The organism is Pseudomonas sp. GW821-FHT04C07, assembly GCF_059420325.1.
This window is the reverse complement of record NZ_JBWKTM010000003.1, coordinates 73,855-90,568: the sequence shown is the minus strand read 5'-3', so window position 1 is coordinate 90,568 and position 16,714 is coordinate 73,855. Positions and strand designations below refer to the sequence as shown.

Here is a 16,714-nt window from a genome sequence, read left to right as displayed (position 1 = left end):
GCAGAGCGTCCATGCCGGCATTCCCACGCGGAGCGTGGGAACGATCAATGCACCACGGTCTGAAGCTGAATCAACCCGGCGTCAAACACTCCGGTGCATTGAGCTTCGGATCATTCACCAGGTTGGCCAGCACCCGCTCGCGCAAAGGCGCCGGCTCGCTGGCTAATAAAGCCTGCAAGGTGTGCAGTGGCGTTTCGGGGTTCAGCCAGGCTTCCTGGCCTGCGGCATCGAGAATCAGCGGGCGGCGCTGACTCGAAGCGGCCTGAGTGACCACCGCAGTGCTCAACCAGACCTGCTCCTGCACCGGATAAGCCTCCCAGATAGCCGCGAAGTACAGTGCCGAGCCCTCCCCCGGTGTCAGCCAGTACGGGCGCTTGCGGCTGGTCCCGCGCCACTCGTAGAAACCATTGGCGGGCAACAGGCAGCGGCGTAAACGAAACGCTTCGCGAAACATCGGCTGCTCGGCCAGGGTTTCGGCTCGAGCATGGGCCGGAGTACGCGACATATCGGTTAACCACGGCGGTGTCAGGCCCCAACGGGCGCGGGCCAGATCACGCTGACCGTTGGTCGCGCGCAGGATCAGCACCGAATCGTTGGGCGAAATATTCCATTGCGCCTGCTGATCCGCAGGGAATCCTGGCAAGGCCGCGAAAGCGGGGTTCCAGCGAAACAGGGCATAACGTCCACACATGGGGCAACACGACTCCAGGACAAAACAAACGTCAGCCTAACAGACCAGAACGCCAGGGAAGCTTTCCGGCTCATCGCCCGACAGCGGCTGTGCGGCATTGTACGCGGCGATCAGTTCTCGTGCGTATTGCGCCTGATCGTTATCCACCGACAACCCCAGCAGACCGAACACCGGCAGCTCACCGGCACCGCCCAGCAGATCCCGCCCCACCAGATGGGATTCCACACCTTCGCTGGCCAGCATGCCCTGAAGCAACTCGCCCTCCATCAGGTTTTCCGGTTCGTAGACTCGCTGCATACAGGCTCACCCTTCACTCGTTCTCAGTGTGAACGTCGAGCATCCATTCCTGACCGTCGGTTTGCAGCGTGAAAACAATCGGCCGGCAGCACACCGGACAATCCTCAATGTACTGCTGATCGCCCCCGGAAAGATCGAGAACCGCCTCAACCGTTTCACCGCAATAAGGGCAGTCGTAGTGCGCAGTTTCCAGCATCGCGGTCTCCAAGTGACTTGTGCGTATAATCGCCGGTCTATTTGCAGGGCCATTTTTGTTAGAGCTTGATTTTCAAACCGTGCCCCGCCAGTTTCGATCAATTCCTTTACTTACCCTAGCCGTTTCCAACAAGAGAGCATGATGGGCGAATTCGATACCATCCGACCTTACGACGACAGCGAAGTCCCAGCGGTGCTGGCACGACTGCTCGGTGACAAGGCGCTTCTAGATATCCTCACCCACTTCCGCTTCCCGCGCTTTGCCGGCTTGCTCGGCTGGTTGCTCAAACCACTTATAGCTCATCAGCTGCGCCGTGAGTTCGCCGGGATCACTTCGGTGGCCACCTTGCAGGACAAGGTCGAGTTTTATGTCGACCACACGATCGAGCGTGCGACTGACGGTGTGACCTACACTGGCGTCGAGCAGTTCAAGTCCGGCAGTGCTTACCTGTTCCTGGCCAACCACCGGGACATCGTCATGGACCCGGCTTTCGTCAACTACGCGATCTACCACGCCGGCCTGCCGACACCGCGCATCGCCATTGGCGATAACCTGCTGCAAAAGCCCTTTGTCAGCGACCTGATGCGCCTGAACAAGAGCTTTATCGTGCACCGTTCGATCAACGGCCGACGCGAGAAGATGGCCGCCTACCAGCTACTTTCGGCCTACATCAACCATTCGATCCTCAACGATTGCCAATCGATCTGGATCGCCCAGGCCGAAGGCCGCGCCAAGGACGGGGATGACCGCACCGAGTCGGCGATCCTCAAAATGTTCCACATGAGCCGCAAGGACGAGCCGTTCGCCGAGGTCATCCGTTCGCTGAACCTGACCCCTGTGTCGATCAGCTACGAATACGACCCGTGCGACCAGGCCAAGGCCCGCGAACTATACATCCGCACCACCACTGGTTCTTACAGCAAGGTGCCGGGCGAGGACGATGCCAGCATCGCCAAAGGTATCACCGGCTACAAAGGTCGCGTGCATGTGAATTTTGCCGCACCGATCACCGAGCTCTTCGAGGACACCAAGCAACTGGCGATCGAAATGGACCGGCAGATTCTCGGCGGCTATCGCTTGTTCCCGGTTCACTACCTCGCTTACGCGCAATGGAGCGACGCCGACCCGCAATTGCAGGTGCCGGCCGCAGCCGATGTGTTCCCGGCCGAGGAGTTGGCCGTGGCCCAGGAGGAATGGCAACGCCGCCTGGACGCCTGCCCGGCGGAGCACCGTCCGTTTCTGGTGCTGCAATACGCAACGCCGGTACGCAATCAGTATCGGGTCAAGGCGGGTTTGCTGCTGTAAGGCTTTTGCTGAATACGACAACGGCGCCCTCGGGCGCCGTTGTTTTTTCTGGAGCGGGCGGCCAACGTAGCAGTTGCCGCCAGGCTACGTTCGACTGCGCAGCAGTCGCAATATGGCAAAGCGCGCCTGATCAGGAAGAATGAGTTTGCTGGTTTCACGACTGCTGCGCAGCCGAACGTAGCCTTCGGCAACTGCTACAGGGCTTAGCCGGCCCTTAGATCCGGGTGCTGACCCACGATACCAGCAGCGCCAACGCCAGGCAGGCGAAGCCGAAGCGGTAGAAAAAACGGTTCATGCGCAAGGTTGCAACGTCTGGCAGCAACACCGGTTGGTCGAGCCTGCGGTTCTGGCTTTGCGCTTCCAGACTGGCCAGCGTGCGTTGTTCACGGCGACGGGTCGCATGCAGCAGCCAGGCGCCTGGGCAGGCAAACAGCAGGGCAAGGACATTGATCAGTTTGGCGGGGTGGGCGTTGAACATGGACCAAATCAGTTGCAGCGACATCATGAACCTCGAGTAAAACATGCCTTAGGGGCCGTCGAACAAGCACCCGCGGCGCGGATTCTACCGGAAGCCCTGACACATGCCCGCCCTTTTCCGACAAATAACAAACCATTGCCTGATTAACTTATGTCGTCACACGCTCGTCATCTAAACAAGCCAGTCTGTTGCCCCTCGATACCGACACGGAGCTTGTCATGCTGCACGCAGAAAACCAGGATCGCCTTTATTTGATCTCCCCCAGCGATGAGCAACAAGCGCTGGTCGGCAGCCTGGCCTTCAACGTCCAGGACCGCCATTGGCTGGTGTATTGCGCCCTGGGCGGCCATCAGCATGCCGACCTGCCGGAAACCGACCTGCTGACCGGCGTGAGCATTCTCGATTTTTATGTCGAAGCAGCCTGAATTCATACAGCCATGAAAAAGCCCGGTTTCAGTGATGAAACCGGGCTTTTTCGTAGCGGGCATATCGCCTGGATGAGCTTTACTGGCTCAGCATCTGGCCGACGGTCGGGTCCTTGAACACTCGAGTCAGGGCATCGCTCAGGACGTCACTGACCAGCTTGGTGTTGGTTTCCTGGTTCGGTGCCATACCGAAACGCTGATCCAGAGATGAACCATAACGGCCGCTATAGCGACGGTTGGCGTTCGACACATCGGAGCGGAAGATCGCACCGATAGTCGCTTCGGTTACATACATGCCTTCTTTAGGCGACTGATACTTGAGTTCGGTCAGGGTCACGATCAACTGCGGAGCATTCAGGGCGTTCGGGTTCGGGGTGAACCCCAGCAGACGCACGGCGGCTTCGGCCTGGGCTTGCAGTTTAGGCACGATGTCGGCACTGGCAACGGTGATGGCGCTGGTTTCAGGGTACAGACCGCCGCGTGTCCCCAGGGTTTGCGACGCACGACCGTCAACCACTTTCACCACCACCGGCTGCCCCTGACCCACAGGTGCGAGCTGGGTCGTGAGTTTCGGTTGCGGGCTGAGTTGTTGCGGGCTGTTGGCGCAGCCAACCAGCGTCAAACTGGTCACAGTGATCAAACCGAACAACAGGCGTTGCAACATGCTCATCTCTCCAGAATCAGGCACACACAGACCCGCAGTATAGCGGTGGGCACGCGTAGCAAACCAGCGACCCTGAACACTTGCTGAAGAGATCTGCAAAGTTATACCTGGCGGCCCCCCCGTAACATCAACGTCATGCAAGACTGGCAAGCTTCAAAGCAGTAAGACATCAGGTACGTTGCCAAGCAATTCCTTTGGTCACTGTTCACCCCAAGACGCCAATACCGCTATTTCGCTCTGCTCGACTGCGATGGGTGCTGCCAGGCTTTCAAGCACTGCAGCCTGCCGCCAATGGGTGATGATTGGCTCGAAATCGAAGAAATTCGCCTCAACTGGCTGCATAAACCACTACCCGCCAGCGCCTGTATCAGCCCGCGCACTCCTCGCTCACGGCTACAACAGGTGTTGACCACCTGACCGAACGGCTAATAAAAGTCATTTAACAGGACCATTTCTCCACGTTTCTTCGCTACAATCTCCCCCCGATTATAAGGACGTCTCCTGATCGGGCCTCGCAGCATCGCTAATGCGCTTGCATTAGCTCCCCGCACCGCCCACAGAGAGCCGCCCACACAGATCGAGTGAAGCTGGCGGCGCTTGCTGTTTACCCTGCAATCCACCACTTTTCGCGAATCTGCCAGAGCTGCCATTGCGCTCGGTCACTGAGTTGTTTGCCCGTTTTGCCTGTCATGTATTGCATGCCGGCATTTATTCCTCGGGCTCGGTGCCAGGCTGAGGCAGCCCTTTTTTGAGGTTCACGTCTTCAAAAGAGCGTGAAAAAACGGGTTTTCACAACTTCACAAGAGTGTGGCGAGCAAATGAAAAGCTTTGCGTCTGAAAATGCACTATTAGCGTCTACAACAGCCCAACCACACAGGACCGAGCACTCCTCTAGAACTGGAGACTGAAGCCTGTCCGCTACGGATTTGGTTGCACAAACGGACGCCTTGACCATAAGTCGAATTGCCTCCGCCGCACTGAAGTGAGTTCATATGAACCTCAGGCCCGGTTGGTAGCGTCCGTCGAAGTTGCAAAAAATTGCGAAGATTCGGACATGGCGATCCTGGCCATGGGTGACCTGGGGCTCTATTTGAAGCATGCCCCGTAACTCCTGGCAGCTATGCCGTCAATTTGGTGCTGCAGATTTTGGAGACGCGTTAATGGCGCATAACGAAGCAGTCGACGTAGTATTGGTTGGGGCGGGCATCATGAGTGCCACCCTCGCCGTACTGCTCAAAGAACTCGACCCCGCGATCAAGCTGGAAGTCGTCGAGTTGATGGATTCGGGTGCAGCGGAGAGTTCCAACCCATGGAACAACGCCGGTACCGGCCACGCCGGGCTGTGTGAGCTGAACTACACCCCTCAGGCCGCCGACGGCACCGTCGATATCAAAAAAGCCGTGCATATCAACACCCAGTTCGAGGTGTCGAAGCAATTTTGGTCTTATCTGACCAGTAAAAGCACGTTCGGCTCGTCAAAAACCTTCATCAGCCCGGTGCCGCACCTGAGCTTCGTGCAGGGTGACAGTGGCGTTTCGTTCCTGAAAAAACGCTTCGAAAAGATGCACAAGCATCACGCTTTCGCGGACATGGAATACACCGAAGACAAGGCGAAAATGGCTGAGTGGATGCCATTGATGATGCCTGGTCGTCCGGCTGACGAAGTCGTTGCCGCAACCCGCGTGATGAACGGCACCGACGTCAACTTCGGCGCCCTGACCAACCAATTGCTCAAGCACCTGACCAGCGCAGCCGATGCCCAGGTCAAGTACTGCAAGCGTGTCACCGGCCTCAAGCGTAACAACGGCGGCTGGACCGTCAGCATCAAGGACGTGAATACTGGCAACTCCCGTGATGTCGACGCCAAATTCGTCTTCCTCGGTGCTGGCGGCGCGGCATTGCCGTTGTTGCAGGCTTCGGGCATCGAAGAAAGCAAAGGTTTCGGCGGTTTCCCGATCAGTGGCCAATGGCTGCGTTGCGACAACCCGGAAGTGGTCAAACATCACCAGGCCAAGGTCTACAGCCAGGCAGCGGTAGGTTCGCCACCGATGTCCGTGCCGCACCTGGATACCCGCGTAGTGGATGGCAATAAGTCCCTGCTGTTCGGACCTTACGCCGGGTTCACCACCAAGTTCCTCAAGCACGGTTCGTTCATGGACCTGCCGATGTCGGTTCGCGTCGGCAACATCGGCCCGATGCTGGCTGTGGCCAAAAGCAACATGGACCTGACCAGGTATCTGGTCAGCGAAGTGATGCAGTCGATGGAACAACGTCTGGATTCGCTGCGTCGCTTCTACCCCGAAGCCAAGGCTGAAGACTGGCGCCTGGAAGTGGCCGGTCAGCGCGTGCAGATCATCAAGAAAGACCCGAAGAAAGGCGGCGTTCTGCAGTTCGGTACCGAACTGGTCGCAGCCAAGGACGGCTCACTGGCCGCTCTGCTCGGTGCCTCACCTGGTGCGTCGGTCACCGTTTCGATCATGCTTGAGCTGATTGAACGTTGCTTCCCGAGCAAGACCAAAGGCGAATGGGCAGCCAAGCTCAAGGAAATCTTCCCGGCCCGTGAAAAGGTACTGGAAACCGACGCTGCGCTGTATCGCAAGATCAACGCGCAGAACAACCTCAGCCTGGAACTGGTTGAACAAAGCAGCGAGACCGAAAGCTACGCTTAAAGTCTTCGCCCACAAAAAACGCCCCGCTCTTCTTCAAGAACGGGGCGTTTTTTTGTCACCGGCAATACCGAAGTGTCGAGCCGCCTGCTTCGCGAGCAAGCCTGGCTCCTACACGCGAGCTTTCTGGATCAGTTCGATGTAGTCGGCGGCGTTACGCTGATCCTGGATCAGCGCGACGAAATCCTTGCCGTGCTCGTCTTTGCCATCCAGATCAAAACCGGCTTCGATGAAGAACACCAGGAAGCGCTCGAAATCGTCGATACGCAGGCCACGGTAGGCCTTGATCAGTTTGTGCAAGGACGGTGAAGTCGCGTCGACCGGTTCAAAATCGAGGAACAATTTGATCTGCGCATCGCCGATCTCGTCACCAATCACCTGTTTCTTATCTTTACGCATTGCCGACTCCAGCTCGCGGACTTTTCACGGGGCGGGCAGTTTACCCCTCGCCAGCCCTCGCGCTCAACGCGCGCGTACGGCCCCGGTGTGCAAGTCAGCCCAGACATGCCCGTTGGCATAGCTCAGGAACTGGCAATAGACCGTGTCGTTGCGCAGCAGATCGAGCACTGCGCGGTATTGGACCAGCGGGTAATACAGGGTAAGGGTCTTGGTCTTGTCGTCGAATACCGGCTTTTTCAGGCTTTTGCTTTCGCCATCGAAATTGACCAGAACCTGATTGATAGCCGCGCCCTTGTTCAGCGGTTTGCCCTTCAAGCGGATCAATAACGGTGACGTCACCGGAATCGGCTGCTGACTGGACTGGCGCTGACTGCCGACCACCACCGAGTAATCGGTAACTTGCAGCAGTTGCTGTTGCTCAGGCTGAGCGTCACGCAGGGTCAGATCGTCTGGCGGCAGGAACTGCGCGTGCATCGGCGCACTCAACGCTTGAGCAGCTGCCAGTGGCAGGCCAAGTAGCAGCACACAAGTGACCACCTTGCGAATCAAAAGGCTCATATAAGGTTCCGAACACGGGGCCAGACACTCTACACGAGGCCTGATCACACCCGCCACCGACCTGGATCAATACGCTGACTTGACGATACGCGCATACACTGCAAGCAACCGACTGGCGGTGAAGCTCATTTCTCGCGGAGCACCTATGGCGTTCTCCTTTCCACCGTTATTTGCAGCCTGGCGCCAAACCTGGCGCGCAAATTACTCCTTCAAAGCCCTGCGCGGAGACCTCAGCGCAGGGGTGACGGTAGGTATCATCGCCATTCCGCTGGCCATGGCGTTAGCGATTGCCGTCGGCGTGGCACCTCAGCAAGGTTTGTATACGGTGCTTGTTGCGGCGCCGCTGATTGCGCTGACCGGTGGCTCCCGCTTCAACGTTTGCGGCCCGACAGCGGCTTTCGTGGTGATACTGCTGCCCATCACCCAACAATACGGGCTTGGCGGCTTGTTGCTTTGCACAATGCTAGCCGGCGTAATTCTGATCACCCTCGGCCTTATTCGCGCCGGACACCTGATTCAGTACATCCCCTATCCGGTCACACTGGGGTTCACCGCAGGGATCGGTATTGTCATTGCCACATTGCAATTGAAAGACTTTCTGGGTCTTAGCCTCTCCAGCCACCCGCAACACTACGTAGAACAGCTTGGTGCGCTGCTTGCGGCATTACCCAGCGCGCACCTTGGAGACGGGCTGACTGGCGTCACTTGCCTGGCCATTCTGATTGCCTGGCCACGGGTAGTCCCAAAGATCCCCGGGCATCTGGTTGCCCTGGCCGTCGGCGCATTGCTGGGCGTGTTGCTGGAAAAAAATGGCCTGCCAGTGGCCACCCTTGGCGAACGCTTCAGTTATCTGGTCGACGGCGTCAACCATGCTGGCATTCCGCCGTTCCTGCCAGGTTTTGACTGGCCCTGGAACTTGCCTGGGGCCGATGGCCAGTCGCTGCCGCTGTCCTATGATTTGATCCGCCAACTGATGGCCCCGGCGTTTGCCATCGCCATGCTCGGTGCAATTGAGTCGTTGCTCTGCGCCGTTGTGGCAGATGGTATGACCGGCAGTAAACACGACCCCAATGCCGAACTGCTTGGCCAGGGCCTGGGCAATTTGATTGCACCGCTGTTCGGCGGTATTACCGCCACCGCCGCTATTGCCCGTACGGCGACCAATGTGCGCGCCGGAGCCTTTTCGCCCCTTGCCGCCATCATTCACAGCGGCGTTGTATTAGCCGCGATTCTGGTGTTCGCGCCCTTGTTCAGTTATCTGCCGATGGCAGCATTGGCGGCACTGTTGATGATGGTAGCGTGGAACATGAGCGAAGCCAGGCACGTCATTCATACGCTGCGCATCGCACCGCGCAGCGACGTGCTGGTACTGCTGACTTGCCTGAGCCTGACGGTAATGTTCGATATGGTGCTGGCCGTGGCTGTTGGCCTGCTGCTGGCGGCAGGACTGTTCATCAAGCGCATGAGCGAGCTGACCGATACCGCCGAACTTCCCCGTGACTTCCATCAGGCACTGCTCAACTTGCCCGAGCACGTTCGCTGCTATGCAATACGTGGCCCGCTGTTCTTTGGCGCCGCCGAAAAGGCCTTCAGCGTACTGCGCAAATTCAGCCCGGAAGTCAAAGTCGTGATCGTCGAAATGAGCGCTGTCCCCATGCTGGACATGACCGCACTGTCAGTCTTCGACACTATTCTCAAGGATTACCGCGCCGATGGCATCGGCCTGATTCTGGTGGCAACCCACCCACGTGTCCGTCTGAAGCTGCGCCGTGCCGGGATTCACCGAGAGCAACGTCGGTTGGTCTATGTGCAAACCCTTGAACAAGCCAGGCGTAAAAGCGAGCAATGGCTGACGCAGGATGCACTGATTCGCTGAGTCGAGCCCTGCGGTGTTCGTATACAATATTCGTCCACGCCTGCCGGGACTCACTCAATTGCCTTTACCGAGCTTCAATGCGCCCAATCTTGGCATTGCGCCTTCCGCCTCGGAAGTCATCGCCAAACACTTACGTGAAGCGATCATCGGCGGGCACTTCGCCGAAGACGAGCCGATTCGGCAGGACGATATCGCGCGCCTGTTCAACGTCAGCAAAATTCCCGTGCGCGAAGCACTCAAACGCCTTGAGGCTGAAGGCCTGGTGCAGTTCCAGCGCAACAAGGGTGCGGTGGTGACGAAGATTTCCGAGCCTGAGCTGGCGCAGATCTTTGAAGTCCGGGTGCTGCTGGAGGTCCAGGCTATTCGCCTCGCCGTACCGAACATGACCGAAGCCACTTTCGCCCGCGCCGAAAGCATCTGTGCCGAGTTCATCGATGAAAATAATATCGGTCGCTGGGCCGAATTGAACTGGGCCTTGCATGCCTGTTTGTACGAACCCGCGCAACGACCCTTTCTGATCAACCTGATTCGTTCGATTCACGACAAGGTCGAGCGCTACCTGCGTATGCAGATGAGTCTCTCCGAAGGCAAGGAGCGCGCCGACCATGAGCACCGCGACATTCTCGCGGCCTGCCGTGCCGGCGACGCCGACAAGGCTGCCGAACTGATCGAACAACACATCATCGGCGTCTGCCGCACGCTCTATGAACATCTGCCGAATGCACCTGCGCGGACCTGACTCACTGTGCTGATTTCGTCATCGTCACCGAGTAAATCCCTCAAGCCGCAAGCCGCCTCAAAGGCCAGTCTTGCACAGACATTTCCTGTGCAAGGTGGCGCCTCTCGTGAAACGCATCCATGTCCTCGACTCCCACACCGGCGGTGAACCGACCCGCCTGGTGATCGCCGGTTTCCCGGAACTCGGCAACGGCTCCATGGCCGAACGCAAACAATGCCTGGCTGAGCGATACGATGACTGGCGCGCTGCTACGGTACTGGAGCCGCGTGGCAGTGACGTGCTGGTCGGCGCCCTGCTCTGCGAGCCCCAGGACCCGAGCGCCTGCGCCGGGGTGATCTTTTTCAACAACAGCGGTTACCTCGGCATGTGTGGCCACGGCACCATCGGCCTGGTGGCGTCACTGGCGTATCTCAAACGCATTGAGCCCGGAATGCACCGGATCGAAACCCCGGTCGGCACGGTCGAGGCGACCTTGCACGAGGACCGCTCGGTCAGCGTGCGCAATGTTCCGGCCTACCGTTATCGCAAAGCCGTGAAGCTGAGTCTGCCGGGCTATGGCGCGGTCAGTGGTGACATCGCCTGGGGCGGCAACTGGTTCTTCCTGATCGCCGAGCATGGCCAACGCATCGCCAGTGACAATCTCGACGCCCTCACCGCCTACAGTCGGGCGGTCCGCGAAGCCCTGGAAAACCAGGGTATTCGGGGTGAGGACGGGGGCGAGATCGATCATATCGAGCTGTTCGCCGACGACCCGCAGGCCGATAGCCGCAACTTTGTCCTTTGCCCCGGCAAAGCCTACGACCGCTCACCCTGCGGCACCGGTACCAGCGCCAAACTGGCCTGCCTGGCGGCGGACGGCAAGTTACAGCCGGGCGAAGTCTGGCGCCAGGCCAGCGTCATCGGCAGCCAGTTCGAAGCCAGCTATGAGCGACTCGATGAGCAGCGCATCATCCCGACCATTCGCGGCCGCGCCCACATGAGCGGTGAGAACCACTTGTTGCTGGAAGAGGACGATCCGTTCGCCTGGGGCATTCGTCCATGAATGCCGACGTCATCGTCATCGGCGCCGGTATTGTCGGCAGCGCCTGTGCCCATGAACTGGCACAACGCGGCCTCGACGTGCTGGTGCTCGACAGCCAGCGCGGCGGCGCCACAGCGGTCGGCATGGGCCATTTGGTGGCGATGGATGACAATCCGGCGGAGCTGGCCCTGAGCCGCTACTCCATTGACCTGTGGCGCCAATGGGCGCCGCGGCTGGACGACGGTTGCGCCTACAGCAATTGCGGCACCCTGTGGCTGGCGGCCAATGAGCAGGAGTTGGCCGCCGCCGAGATCAAGCATCAGACCCTCAGCGCTCAAGGTATCGCCTGCCGGATGCTCGATAGCCGAGCGCTGTACAACGCCGAGCCGATGTTGTGCCCGGGCTTGAGTGGCGCGCTGAAAGTCAGCGGTGACAGCATTCTTTACGCACCCAATGCGGCGCAATGGTTGCTGACACAAGGAGCAAAACGCCTCACACGTCGCACGGTAGAAGTCGCCGAGGTCTGTGGCAATCAGCTGCGCTTGACCACCGGCGAACGCCTGCGCGCCGAAGCCGTGGTACTGGCCAACGGGATTCAGGCCACCGACCTCTGCGCGGAACTGCCGATCCGCCCCAAGAAGGGCCACCTACTGATCACTGACCGTTATCCCGGCAAGATCCACCATCAACTGGTGGAACTGGGATATGTCACCAGTGCCCACGCCAGCGAGGGCACTTCGGTTGCGTTCAACGCTCAACCGCGGCCCACCGGACAGATTTTCCTTGGTTCCTCCCGTCAGTTCGATACCACCGATCTGCAGGTCGAAGGCGCTGTGCTGGCGCGTATGTTGCGCCGTGCCCTCGACTATCTGCCGGAGCTGGCCGGGATGAACGCCATCCGCAGCTGGACCGGCCTGCGCGCAGCGACGCCCGATGGCCTGCCCTTGCTCGGCGAACATCCGCAACAGCCGGGCTTGTGGCTGGCGGTCGGCCATGAAGGTCTGGGCGTCACCACCGCCCCCGGCAGCGCGCACGTGCTGGCGGCGCAGTTGTGCAAAAGCGTCGCGGCTATCGACCCAGCACCGTATCTGCCGGGGCGGTTCTTATCCACAACACAAGGGCTACGCCCATGATTGAACCCCTCATGATTGAACTAAGGCTCGACGGCCGGGCGGTTACGGTCGACTTAGGCAGCACTGTCGCTGCAGCGCTTTATCTCGGTGGCGATGGCAACAGTCGGACGTCGGTCAGCGGCCAGCGCCGCGCGCCGTTTTGCGGGATGGGTGTATGCCAGGAGTGTCGGGTGATGATCGACGGCCAGCGCCGCCTCGCCTGCCAGACAGTGTGCCGCAACGGTATGTGCGTGGAGACCCGGGCATGAAGGTTGATCTGCTGATCATCGGCGCCGGACCGGCCGGCATGGCTGCTGCGCTAGCGGCCGCCCCCAGTGGCGCACACATTGTCATCATCGACGACAACTCGGCACCCGGCGGGCAGATTTGGCGCGATGGGCTGAAAGCGCAATTACCGGTCAATGCACGGCGCCATCGCCAGGCACTGGCCGCAGCGAGCAATGTGCAGGTGTTCAACTCGACACGAGTGGTAGCGCTTGCCGGCCCTAAGCAACTGTTGTTGGAAGGCCCCGAACACGGCTGGCGAATTCATTACCGGAAACTGATTCTCTGCACCGGCGCCCGCGAATTGTTGCTGCCGTTTCCCGGCTGGACCTTGCCCGGTGTCACCGGGGCCGGTGGCCTGCAAGCCTTGATCAAGGGCGGGATGCCGGTGGCAGGCGAACGTCTGGTGATTGGCGGCAGCGGTCCGCTGTTACTGGCCAGCGCCGCCACCGCAAAAAAAGCCGGCGCCCGGGTGCTGCAGATCACCGAGCAAGCGCCATTGCGCGCCGTCGCCGGGTTCGCCCGGCATCTGCCGAAGTGGCCAGGCAAACTGCTGCAAGCCGCTCGGCTGTTTGATCGCCATTACCATTGCGCAAGCCATGTGCTGGCCGCCCTTGGCGACGAACACGTTGAAGCCGTCAGGCTGAAACGTAATGGTCGGGTGCTGGAAATCCCTTGCGAACGATTGGCCTGCGGCTTCGGCCTGATCCCCAACACCCAGCTCGCTCAAGCGCTGGGATGTGACTTGAAGAACCAGGCCATTGCCGTTGACGCCACCCAGACCACCAGCCTGATCGATCACTTTGCCGCCGGTGAATGCACCGGGTTCGGCGGCAGTGAACTGGCGTTGGTGGAAGGTACCATCGCCGGTTTGAACGCAATCGGCGAAACCCGAAAAGCCAGCGCCCTTTGGCCTCAGCGTCAACGCTGGCAGTCTTTTGCCGATCAATTGAACAGTGCCTTCGCCTTGAGCGATGAGCTCAAGCACCTGACCGAACCCGACACCCTGATTTGTCGTTGTGAAGACGTAGCGTTTTCCACCCTCAAGGATTGCACGGGCTGGAACCAGGCCAAACTCCAAAGCCGTTGCGGCATGGGCGCCTGCCAGGGACGGATCTGCGGTGCGGCAACGAGTTTTCTGTTCGACTGGCCGACACCTGCGCCACGTCCGCCATTTTCTCCGACGCGGATCGACACTTTGCTGCAACTCGCCGACAGCACCGAGCTTCCCAAGCCGGATCCGCTCGCCGTAGAGTAAGGCCCTCCATCACCAGGGCCGCTGCTTGATGACGTTCCCCCTGTCGTTGCCCTCCCCGCGAGATCTGCCCGAGTTACTGGGCAGTCTGCAATTGATCGCGCCTCTGCTCGACGCCATGCCCGGCGTGGTGTTCTTCATCAAGGATACCGCCGCGCGCTACATGCTGATCAATCAAACCCTGGCCCAGCGCTGCGGTGTCAGGGATGGCCGCGAGTTGCTCGGCAAGACGGCCGAGCAGGTATTCCCCTCACGCTTTGGCCCGCATTACACCGAACAGGATCGCCGGGTGCTGAACGACGGTAGCCCACTCAGTGATCAGCTTGAACTGCATCTATACCCCGGCCGCGAGCCCGGTTGGTGCCTGACCCACAAGCTGGCGCTGCACAATGCCCAAGGCATCATCATCGGTATGGCGGGGATTTCCTATGACCTGCTGGCGCCACAGTCCAATCATCCGGCCTATCAAAAACTCGCCGCCGTCGACGGGCATATCCGCGAGCACTACGCGCAAAATATCGCGCTGAGCGATCTGACCGCCCTCACCGGGTTTTCCGTGGCGCAACTGGAGCGGCACTGCAAACGCATCTTCCAGTTGACGCCCCGGCAGATGATCCACAAGGCCCGGCTGGGCGCCGCCTCACAGTTACTGTCGGGCGACCTGCCGATCACCGAGATTGCTCTGCGATGCGGTTACACCGACCACAGCGCTTTCAGCCGTCAGTTCAAGGCACTCACCGGCCTTTCCCCGACCCAATACCGCGACAGCCATCGTTGACTGTTACCCGTTACGAAGCACCCCGATCAAACCTGCTCCCTTTTGTGACATGAGTAGCCGCATCACCCAGTCCACTCACCGATTGCCTGACCGGGCCCGGTAATCCCTTACTTTCTCTCTTGCCGTCTGTTTCGGGCTTCGTAGCCAACCCGGGATTCAGTCCCGGGGTTTCGCTGTGTTTTTGGCACACGCAGTGCATATCAAATATCGTATACGAAATTCTAAATACCAATTTGATAAGAACTGCCCACTGCTCGACACCATCCGACAACGAGGCCCCTTATGAAAAACCCTGCATTCGCCGTCCTCTTCACCGCCGTTCTGAGCACTGCGTTCATTGGCCAGGCCCAGGCCGACAAACTCGATGACATCATTGAGTCCGGCAGCCTGCGCTGCGCCGTCACGCTCGACTTCCCGCCGATGGGGTTCCGCGATGAGAAGAACACTCCGGCCGGGTTCGACGTCGACTACTGCAATGACTTGGCAAAAACCCTCGGGGTTAAAGCCGAGATCGTCGAAACGCCTTTCCCTGACCGCATTCCAGCGCTGGTTTCGGGCCGCGCCGATGTGATCGTGGCATCGACCTCCGACACCCTGGAGCGCGCCAAAACCGTAGGCATGACCATTCCCTACTTCGCCTTCCAGATGGTGGTGCTGACCCGCACCGATGCCGGGATCAAAACCTACGACGACCTCAAGGGCCGCTCGGTCGGCGGCCCGGCCGGTACGTTCGAAGCGATCTCACTGGAAAACGACGTGAAGAAATGGGCCAACGGCAAAGGTGCCTTCCACGCCTATCAATCGTTGGCTGATGCCGTACTTGCCTTGAGCCAGGGGCAGATTGATGCCACCACCGTGACCTCCACCGTCGCCTCATCACTGATCAAGTCCGGCAAGTACAAAAGCCTCAGCGTCGCGGGCACCGCACCCTATGACATCGACTACGTGTCGCTGGGCGCCAAGCGCAGCGAGTACGGTCTGCTCAACTACCTCAACCTGTTTGTGAACCATCAAGTGCGCTCCGGTCGCTATCAGGCGTTGTTCGCCCAGTGGGTCGGCGGGACTGCGCCGGAGCTGACGGCAAATGGGGTGTATCGCTAAGCACCGAATACCTGTGGGATTGGGTTTGTCCTCGTGTAGGAGCGAGCTTGCTCGCGATGGACTCATGGGCGGCGCGTCGATTCAGAGAATACGCGTCATCGTTAACGCCCATCGCGAGCAAGCTCGCTCCTACATAGGGACCTCATTTCTTTAACTGACAACGCCCAAACCAGTTGAAACCCAAGGAACTCCTTTGATGTTCGACTACACCTTCCATTGGCGTGCGGCCTTTCAGGCGCTGCCGGACATGCTCGACGGCGCCCGGATCACCCTGGAAATCGCCGTGCTGTCGATGCTCGGCGGCACCCTGATCGCGATGTTTCTCGCCCTCGGCCAGCAGTCCCACCGACGTCTGTTTCGGGCGATTGCCGCCAGCTGGGTATCCGTAGCGCGCAATACCCCGGCGCTGTTCCAGGTCTACGTCCTGTATTTCGGCCTCGGTGCCTTTGGCATTCATATGGGCTCGTGGCTGGCGCTGCTGATCGGTATCACCTTCAACAACGCCGGCTACCTGGCGGAAACCTTTCGCGGTGGCCTCAACGCGGTGCCCGACACCCAACTGCGCTCTGCTCGCTCGCTGGGCATGAGTGCACCGCAAGCTTATCGCCTGGTGGTACTGCCGCAGCTGTTGCGCGTGGTGTTTTACCCGCTGACCAATCAAATGGTCTGGGCGCTGCTGATGACCTCGCTCGGGGTGGTGGTCGGTCTGACCAGCGACCTCACCGGGGTCACCCAGGCGTTGAACGTGAAGACGTTCCGCACGTTCGAGTTTTTCGCCATCGCCGCCGTTCTCTACTTCGTCCTGGCCAAACTGGTGGTGCTGATCGCCCGCCTGCTGGCCTGGCGTTTGTTCCGGTACTGAGGAGCC

At 59.6% G+C, this 16,714-nt stretch carries 20 protein-coding genes; 13 read left to right on the top strand and 7 right to left on the bottom strand.

Annotation, left to right across the window (positions count from 1 at the left end):
- Positions 1-70: 70 nt before the first annotated feature.
- From AC07UI_RS07130 to AC07UI_RS07120, 3 genes are read right to left on the bottom strand one after another with little or no spacing between them, the layout of a single operon-like run.
- Entirely contained in the window at positions 71-691 is a 621-nt protein-coding gene (locus AC07UI_RS07130) for an SOS response-associated peptidase (RefSeq protein ID WP_494991820.1), read from the bottom strand.
- 36 nt (positions 692-727) lie between these two features.
- Positions 728-988, bottom strand: a complete 261-nt coding sequence (locus tag AC07UI_RS07125) for a putative signal transducing protein (protein WP_494991819.1) — start codon at positions 986-988, stop codon at positions 728-730.
- Between the two features lie 13 nt (positions 989-1,001).
- Complete coding sequence (locus AC07UI_RS07120; protein WP_489072338.1) at positions 1,002-1,184, bottom strand: CPXCG motif-containing cysteine-rich protein; 183 nt, start codon at positions 1,182-1,184, stop codon at positions 1,002-1,004.
- A gap of 138 nt (positions 1,185-1,322) precedes the next feature.
- Between AC07UI_RS07120 and AC07UI_RS07115 the strand changes: the two genes are divergently transcribed.
- Positions 1,323-2,489 (top strand): 1-acyl-sn-glycerol-3-phosphate acyltransferase, encoded by a 1,167-nt coding sequence (locus tag AC07UI_RS07115; RefSeq protein ID WP_494991818.1) that lies wholly within the window; start codon positions 1,323-1,325, stop codon positions 2,487-2,489.
- Between the two features lie 214 nt (positions 2,490-2,703).
- Here AC07UI_RS07115 and AC07UI_RS07110 read toward each other — a convergent pair whose 3' ends face one another.
- A complete protein-coding gene (locus tag AC07UI_RS07110) occupies positions 2,704-2,991 on the bottom strand; it encodes a hypothetical protein (protein WP_494991817.1) in 288 nt (95 codons plus the stop codon).
- Positions 2,992-3,185: 194 nt separating this feature from the next.
- Here AC07UI_RS07110 and AC07UI_RS07105 point away from each other — a divergent pair, with 194 nt between their 5' ends.
- Positions 3,186-3,392, top strand: a complete 207-nt coding sequence (locus AC07UI_RS07105) for a hypothetical protein (protein WP_494991816.1) — start codon at positions 3,186-3,188, stop codon at positions 3,390-3,392.
- Positions 3,393-3,471: 79 nt separating this feature from the next.
- Here the strand turns inward: AC07UI_RS07105 and AC07UI_RS07100 are convergent, their stop codons facing one another.
- Positions 3,472-4,056, bottom strand: a complete 585-nt coding sequence (locus AC07UI_RS07100; RefSeq protein ID WP_494991815.1) for a YajG family lipoprotein — start codon at positions 4,054-4,056, stop codon at positions 3,472-3,474.
- A gap of 168 nt (positions 4,057-4,224) precedes the next feature.
- Here AC07UI_RS07100 and AC07UI_RS07095 point away from each other — a divergent pair, with 168 nt between their 5' ends.
- On the top strand, positions 4,225-4,473 hold the full coding sequence (locus AC07UI_RS07095; protein ID WP_494992137.1) for a hypothetical protein: 249 nt from the start codon (positions 4,225-4,227) through the stop codon (positions 4,471-4,473).
- A 743-nt stretch (positions 4,474-5,216) separates the two neighbouring features.
- Positions 5,217-6,725 (top strand): malate dehydrogenase (quinone), encoded by a 1,509-nt coding sequence (gene mqo / locus AC07UI_RS07090; RefSeq protein ID WP_494991814.1) that lies wholly within the window; start codon positions 5,217-5,219, stop codon positions 6,723-6,725.
- 108 nt (positions 6,726-6,833) lie between these two features.
- Here mqo and AC07UI_RS07085 read toward each other — a convergent pair whose 3' ends face one another.
- Positions 6,834-7,121 carry a PA4642 family protein gene (locus AC07UI_RS07085; RefSeq protein WP_494991813.1) on the bottom strand — a complete coding sequence of 96 codons (288 nt, stop codon included), beginning with the start codon at positions 7,119-7,121 and terminating at the stop codon, positions 6,834-6,836.
- Positions 7,122-7,184: 63 nt separating this feature from the next.
- Positions 7,185-7,679: a hypothetical protein gene (locus AC07UI_RS07080; protein ID WP_494991812.1), complete on the bottom strand. Its 495-nt coding sequence runs from the start codon at positions 7,677-7,679 to the stop codon at positions 7,185-7,187.
- Between the two features lie 145 nt (positions 7,680-7,824).
- On the opposite strand from AC07UI_RS07080, the gene dauA reads away from it, so the two are divergent.
- The 9 genes from dauA to AC07UI_RS07035 all read left to right on the top strand — a co-directional run bounded on the left by dauA (position 7,825) and on the right by AC07UI_RS07035 (position 16,708).
- Positions 7,825-9,555, top strand: a complete 1,731-nt coding sequence (gene dauA, locus AC07UI_RS07075; RefSeq protein ID WP_494991811.1) for a C4-dicarboxylic acid transporter DauA — start codon at positions 7,825-7,827, stop codon at positions 9,553-9,555.
- 58 nt (positions 9,556-9,613) lie between these two features.
- A complete protein-coding gene (locus AC07UI_RS07070) occupies positions 9,614-10,294 on the top strand; it encodes a GntR family transcriptional regulator (RefSeq protein ID WP_494992136.1) in 681 nt (226 codons plus the stop codon).
- Positions 10,295-10,400: 106 nt separating this feature from the next.
- A complete protein-coding gene (locus tag AC07UI_RS07065) occupies positions 10,401-11,336 on the top strand; it encodes a 4-hydroxyproline epimerase (protein ID WP_494991810.1) in 936 nt (311 codons plus the stop codon).
- The gene (locus AC07UI_RS07060) at positions 11,333-12,448 is read left to right on the top strand and encodes an NAD(P)/FAD-dependent oxidoreductase (protein ID WP_494991809.1); all 1,116 of its coding nucleotides are present in this window, start codon (positions 11,333-11,335) and stop codon (positions 12,446-12,448) included. The genes AC07UI_RS07065 and AC07UI_RS07060 overlap by 4 nt, the downstream gene beginning before the upstream one ends.
- A gap of 11 nt (positions 12,449-12,459) precedes the next feature.
- Positions 12,460-12,696, top strand: a complete 237-nt coding sequence (locus AC07UI_RS07055; RefSeq protein WP_494992135.1) for a (2Fe-2S)-binding protein — start codon at positions 12,460-12,462, stop codon at positions 12,694-12,696.
- Positions 12,693-13,970, top strand: a complete 1,278-nt coding sequence (locus AC07UI_RS07050) for an FAD-dependent oxidoreductase (protein ID WP_494991808.1) — start codon at positions 12,693-12,695, stop codon at positions 13,968-13,970. Before AC07UI_RS07055 ends, AC07UI_RS07050 begins: the two co-directional genes overlap by 4 nt.
- Positions 13,971-13,998: 28 nt before the next feature.
- The gene (locus AC07UI_RS07045) at positions 13,999-14,745 is read left to right on the top strand and encodes a helix-turn-helix domain-containing protein (protein WP_494991807.1); all 747 of its coding nucleotides are present in this window, start codon (positions 13,999-14,001) and stop codon (positions 14,743-14,745) included.
- A gap of 282 nt (positions 14,746-15,027) precedes the next feature.
- Positions 15,028-15,846: an ABC transporter substrate-binding protein gene (locus AC07UI_RS07040; protein ID WP_494991806.1), complete on the top strand. Its 819-nt coding sequence runs from the start codon at positions 15,028-15,030 to the stop codon at positions 15,844-15,846.
- A 196-nt stretch (positions 15,847-16,042) separates the two neighbouring features.
- Positions 16,043-16,708 carry an amino acid ABC transporter permease gene (locus AC07UI_RS07035; RefSeq protein WP_494991805.1) on the top strand — a complete coding sequence of 222 codons (666 nt, stop codon included), beginning with the start codon at positions 16,043-16,045 and terminating at the stop codon, positions 16,706-16,708.
- Positions 16,709-16,714 lie beyond the last annotated feature (6 nt).

Coding starts and splice junctions, on each gene's coding strand:
- AC07UI_RS07130 (WP_494991820.1), bottom strand. CDS start 691: ATGTGTGGACGTTATGCCCTGTTTCGCTGGAACCCCGCTTTCGCGGCC.
- AC07UI_RS07125 (WP_494991819.1), bottom strand. CDS start 988: ATGCAGCGAGTCTACGAACCGGAAAACCTGATGGAGGGCGAGTTGCTT.
- AC07UI_RS07120 (WP_489072338.1), bottom strand. CDS start 1,184: ATGCTGGAAACTGCGCACTACGACTGCCCTTATTGCGGTGAAACGGTT.
- AC07UI_RS07115 (WP_494991818.1), top strand. CDS start 1,323: ATGATGGGCGAATTCGATACCATCCGACCTTACGACGACAGCGAAGTC.
- AC07UI_RS07110 (WP_494991817.1), bottom strand. CDS start 2,991: ATGTCGCTGCAACTGATTTGGTCCATGTTCAACGCCCACCCCGCCAAA.
- AC07UI_RS07105 (WP_494991816.1), top strand. CDS start 3,186: ATGCTGCACGCAGAAAACCAGGATCGCCTTTATTTGATCTCCCCCAGC.
- AC07UI_RS07100 (WP_494991815.1), bottom strand. CDS start 4,056: ATGTTGCAACGCCTGTTGTTCGGTTTGATCACTGTGACCAGTTTGACG.
- mqo (WP_494991814.1), top strand. CDS start 5,217: ATGGCGCATAACGAAGCAGTCGACGTAGTATTGGTTGGGGCGGGCATC.
- AC07UI_RS07085 (WP_494991813.1), bottom strand. CDS start 7,121: ATGCGTAAAGATAAGAAACAGGTGATTGGTGACGAGATCGGCGATGCG.
- AC07UI_RS07080 (WP_494991812.1), bottom strand. CDS start 7,679: ATGAGCCTTTTGATTCGCAAGGTGGTCACTTGTGTGCTGCTACTTGGC.
- dauA (WP_494991811.1), top strand. CDS start 7,825: ATGGCGTTCTCCTTTCCACCGTTATTTGCAGCCTGGCGCCAAACCTGG.
- AC07UI_RS07060 (WP_494991809.1), top strand. CDS start 11,333: ATGAATGCCGACGTCATCGTCATCGGCGCCGGTATTGTCGGCAGCGCC.
- AC07UI_RS07055 (WP_494992135.1), top strand. CDS start 12,460: ATGATTGAACTAAGGCTCGACGGCCGGGCGGTTACGGTCGACTTAGGC.
- AC07UI_RS07050 (WP_494991808.1), top strand. CDS start 12,693: ATGAAGGTTGATCTGCTGATCATCGGCGCCGGACCGGCCGGCATGGCT.
- AC07UI_RS07045 (WP_494991807.1), top strand. CDS start 13,999: ATGACGTTCCCCCTGTCGTTGCCCTCCCCGCGAGATCTGCCCGAGTTA.
- AC07UI_RS07040 (WP_494991806.1), top strand. CDS start 15,028: ATGAAAAACCCTGCATTCGCCGTCCTCTTCACCGCCGTTCTGAGCACT.
- AC07UI_RS07035 (WP_494991805.1), top strand. CDS start 16,043: ATGTTCGACTACACCTTCCATTGGCGTGCGGCCTTTCAGGCGCTGCCG.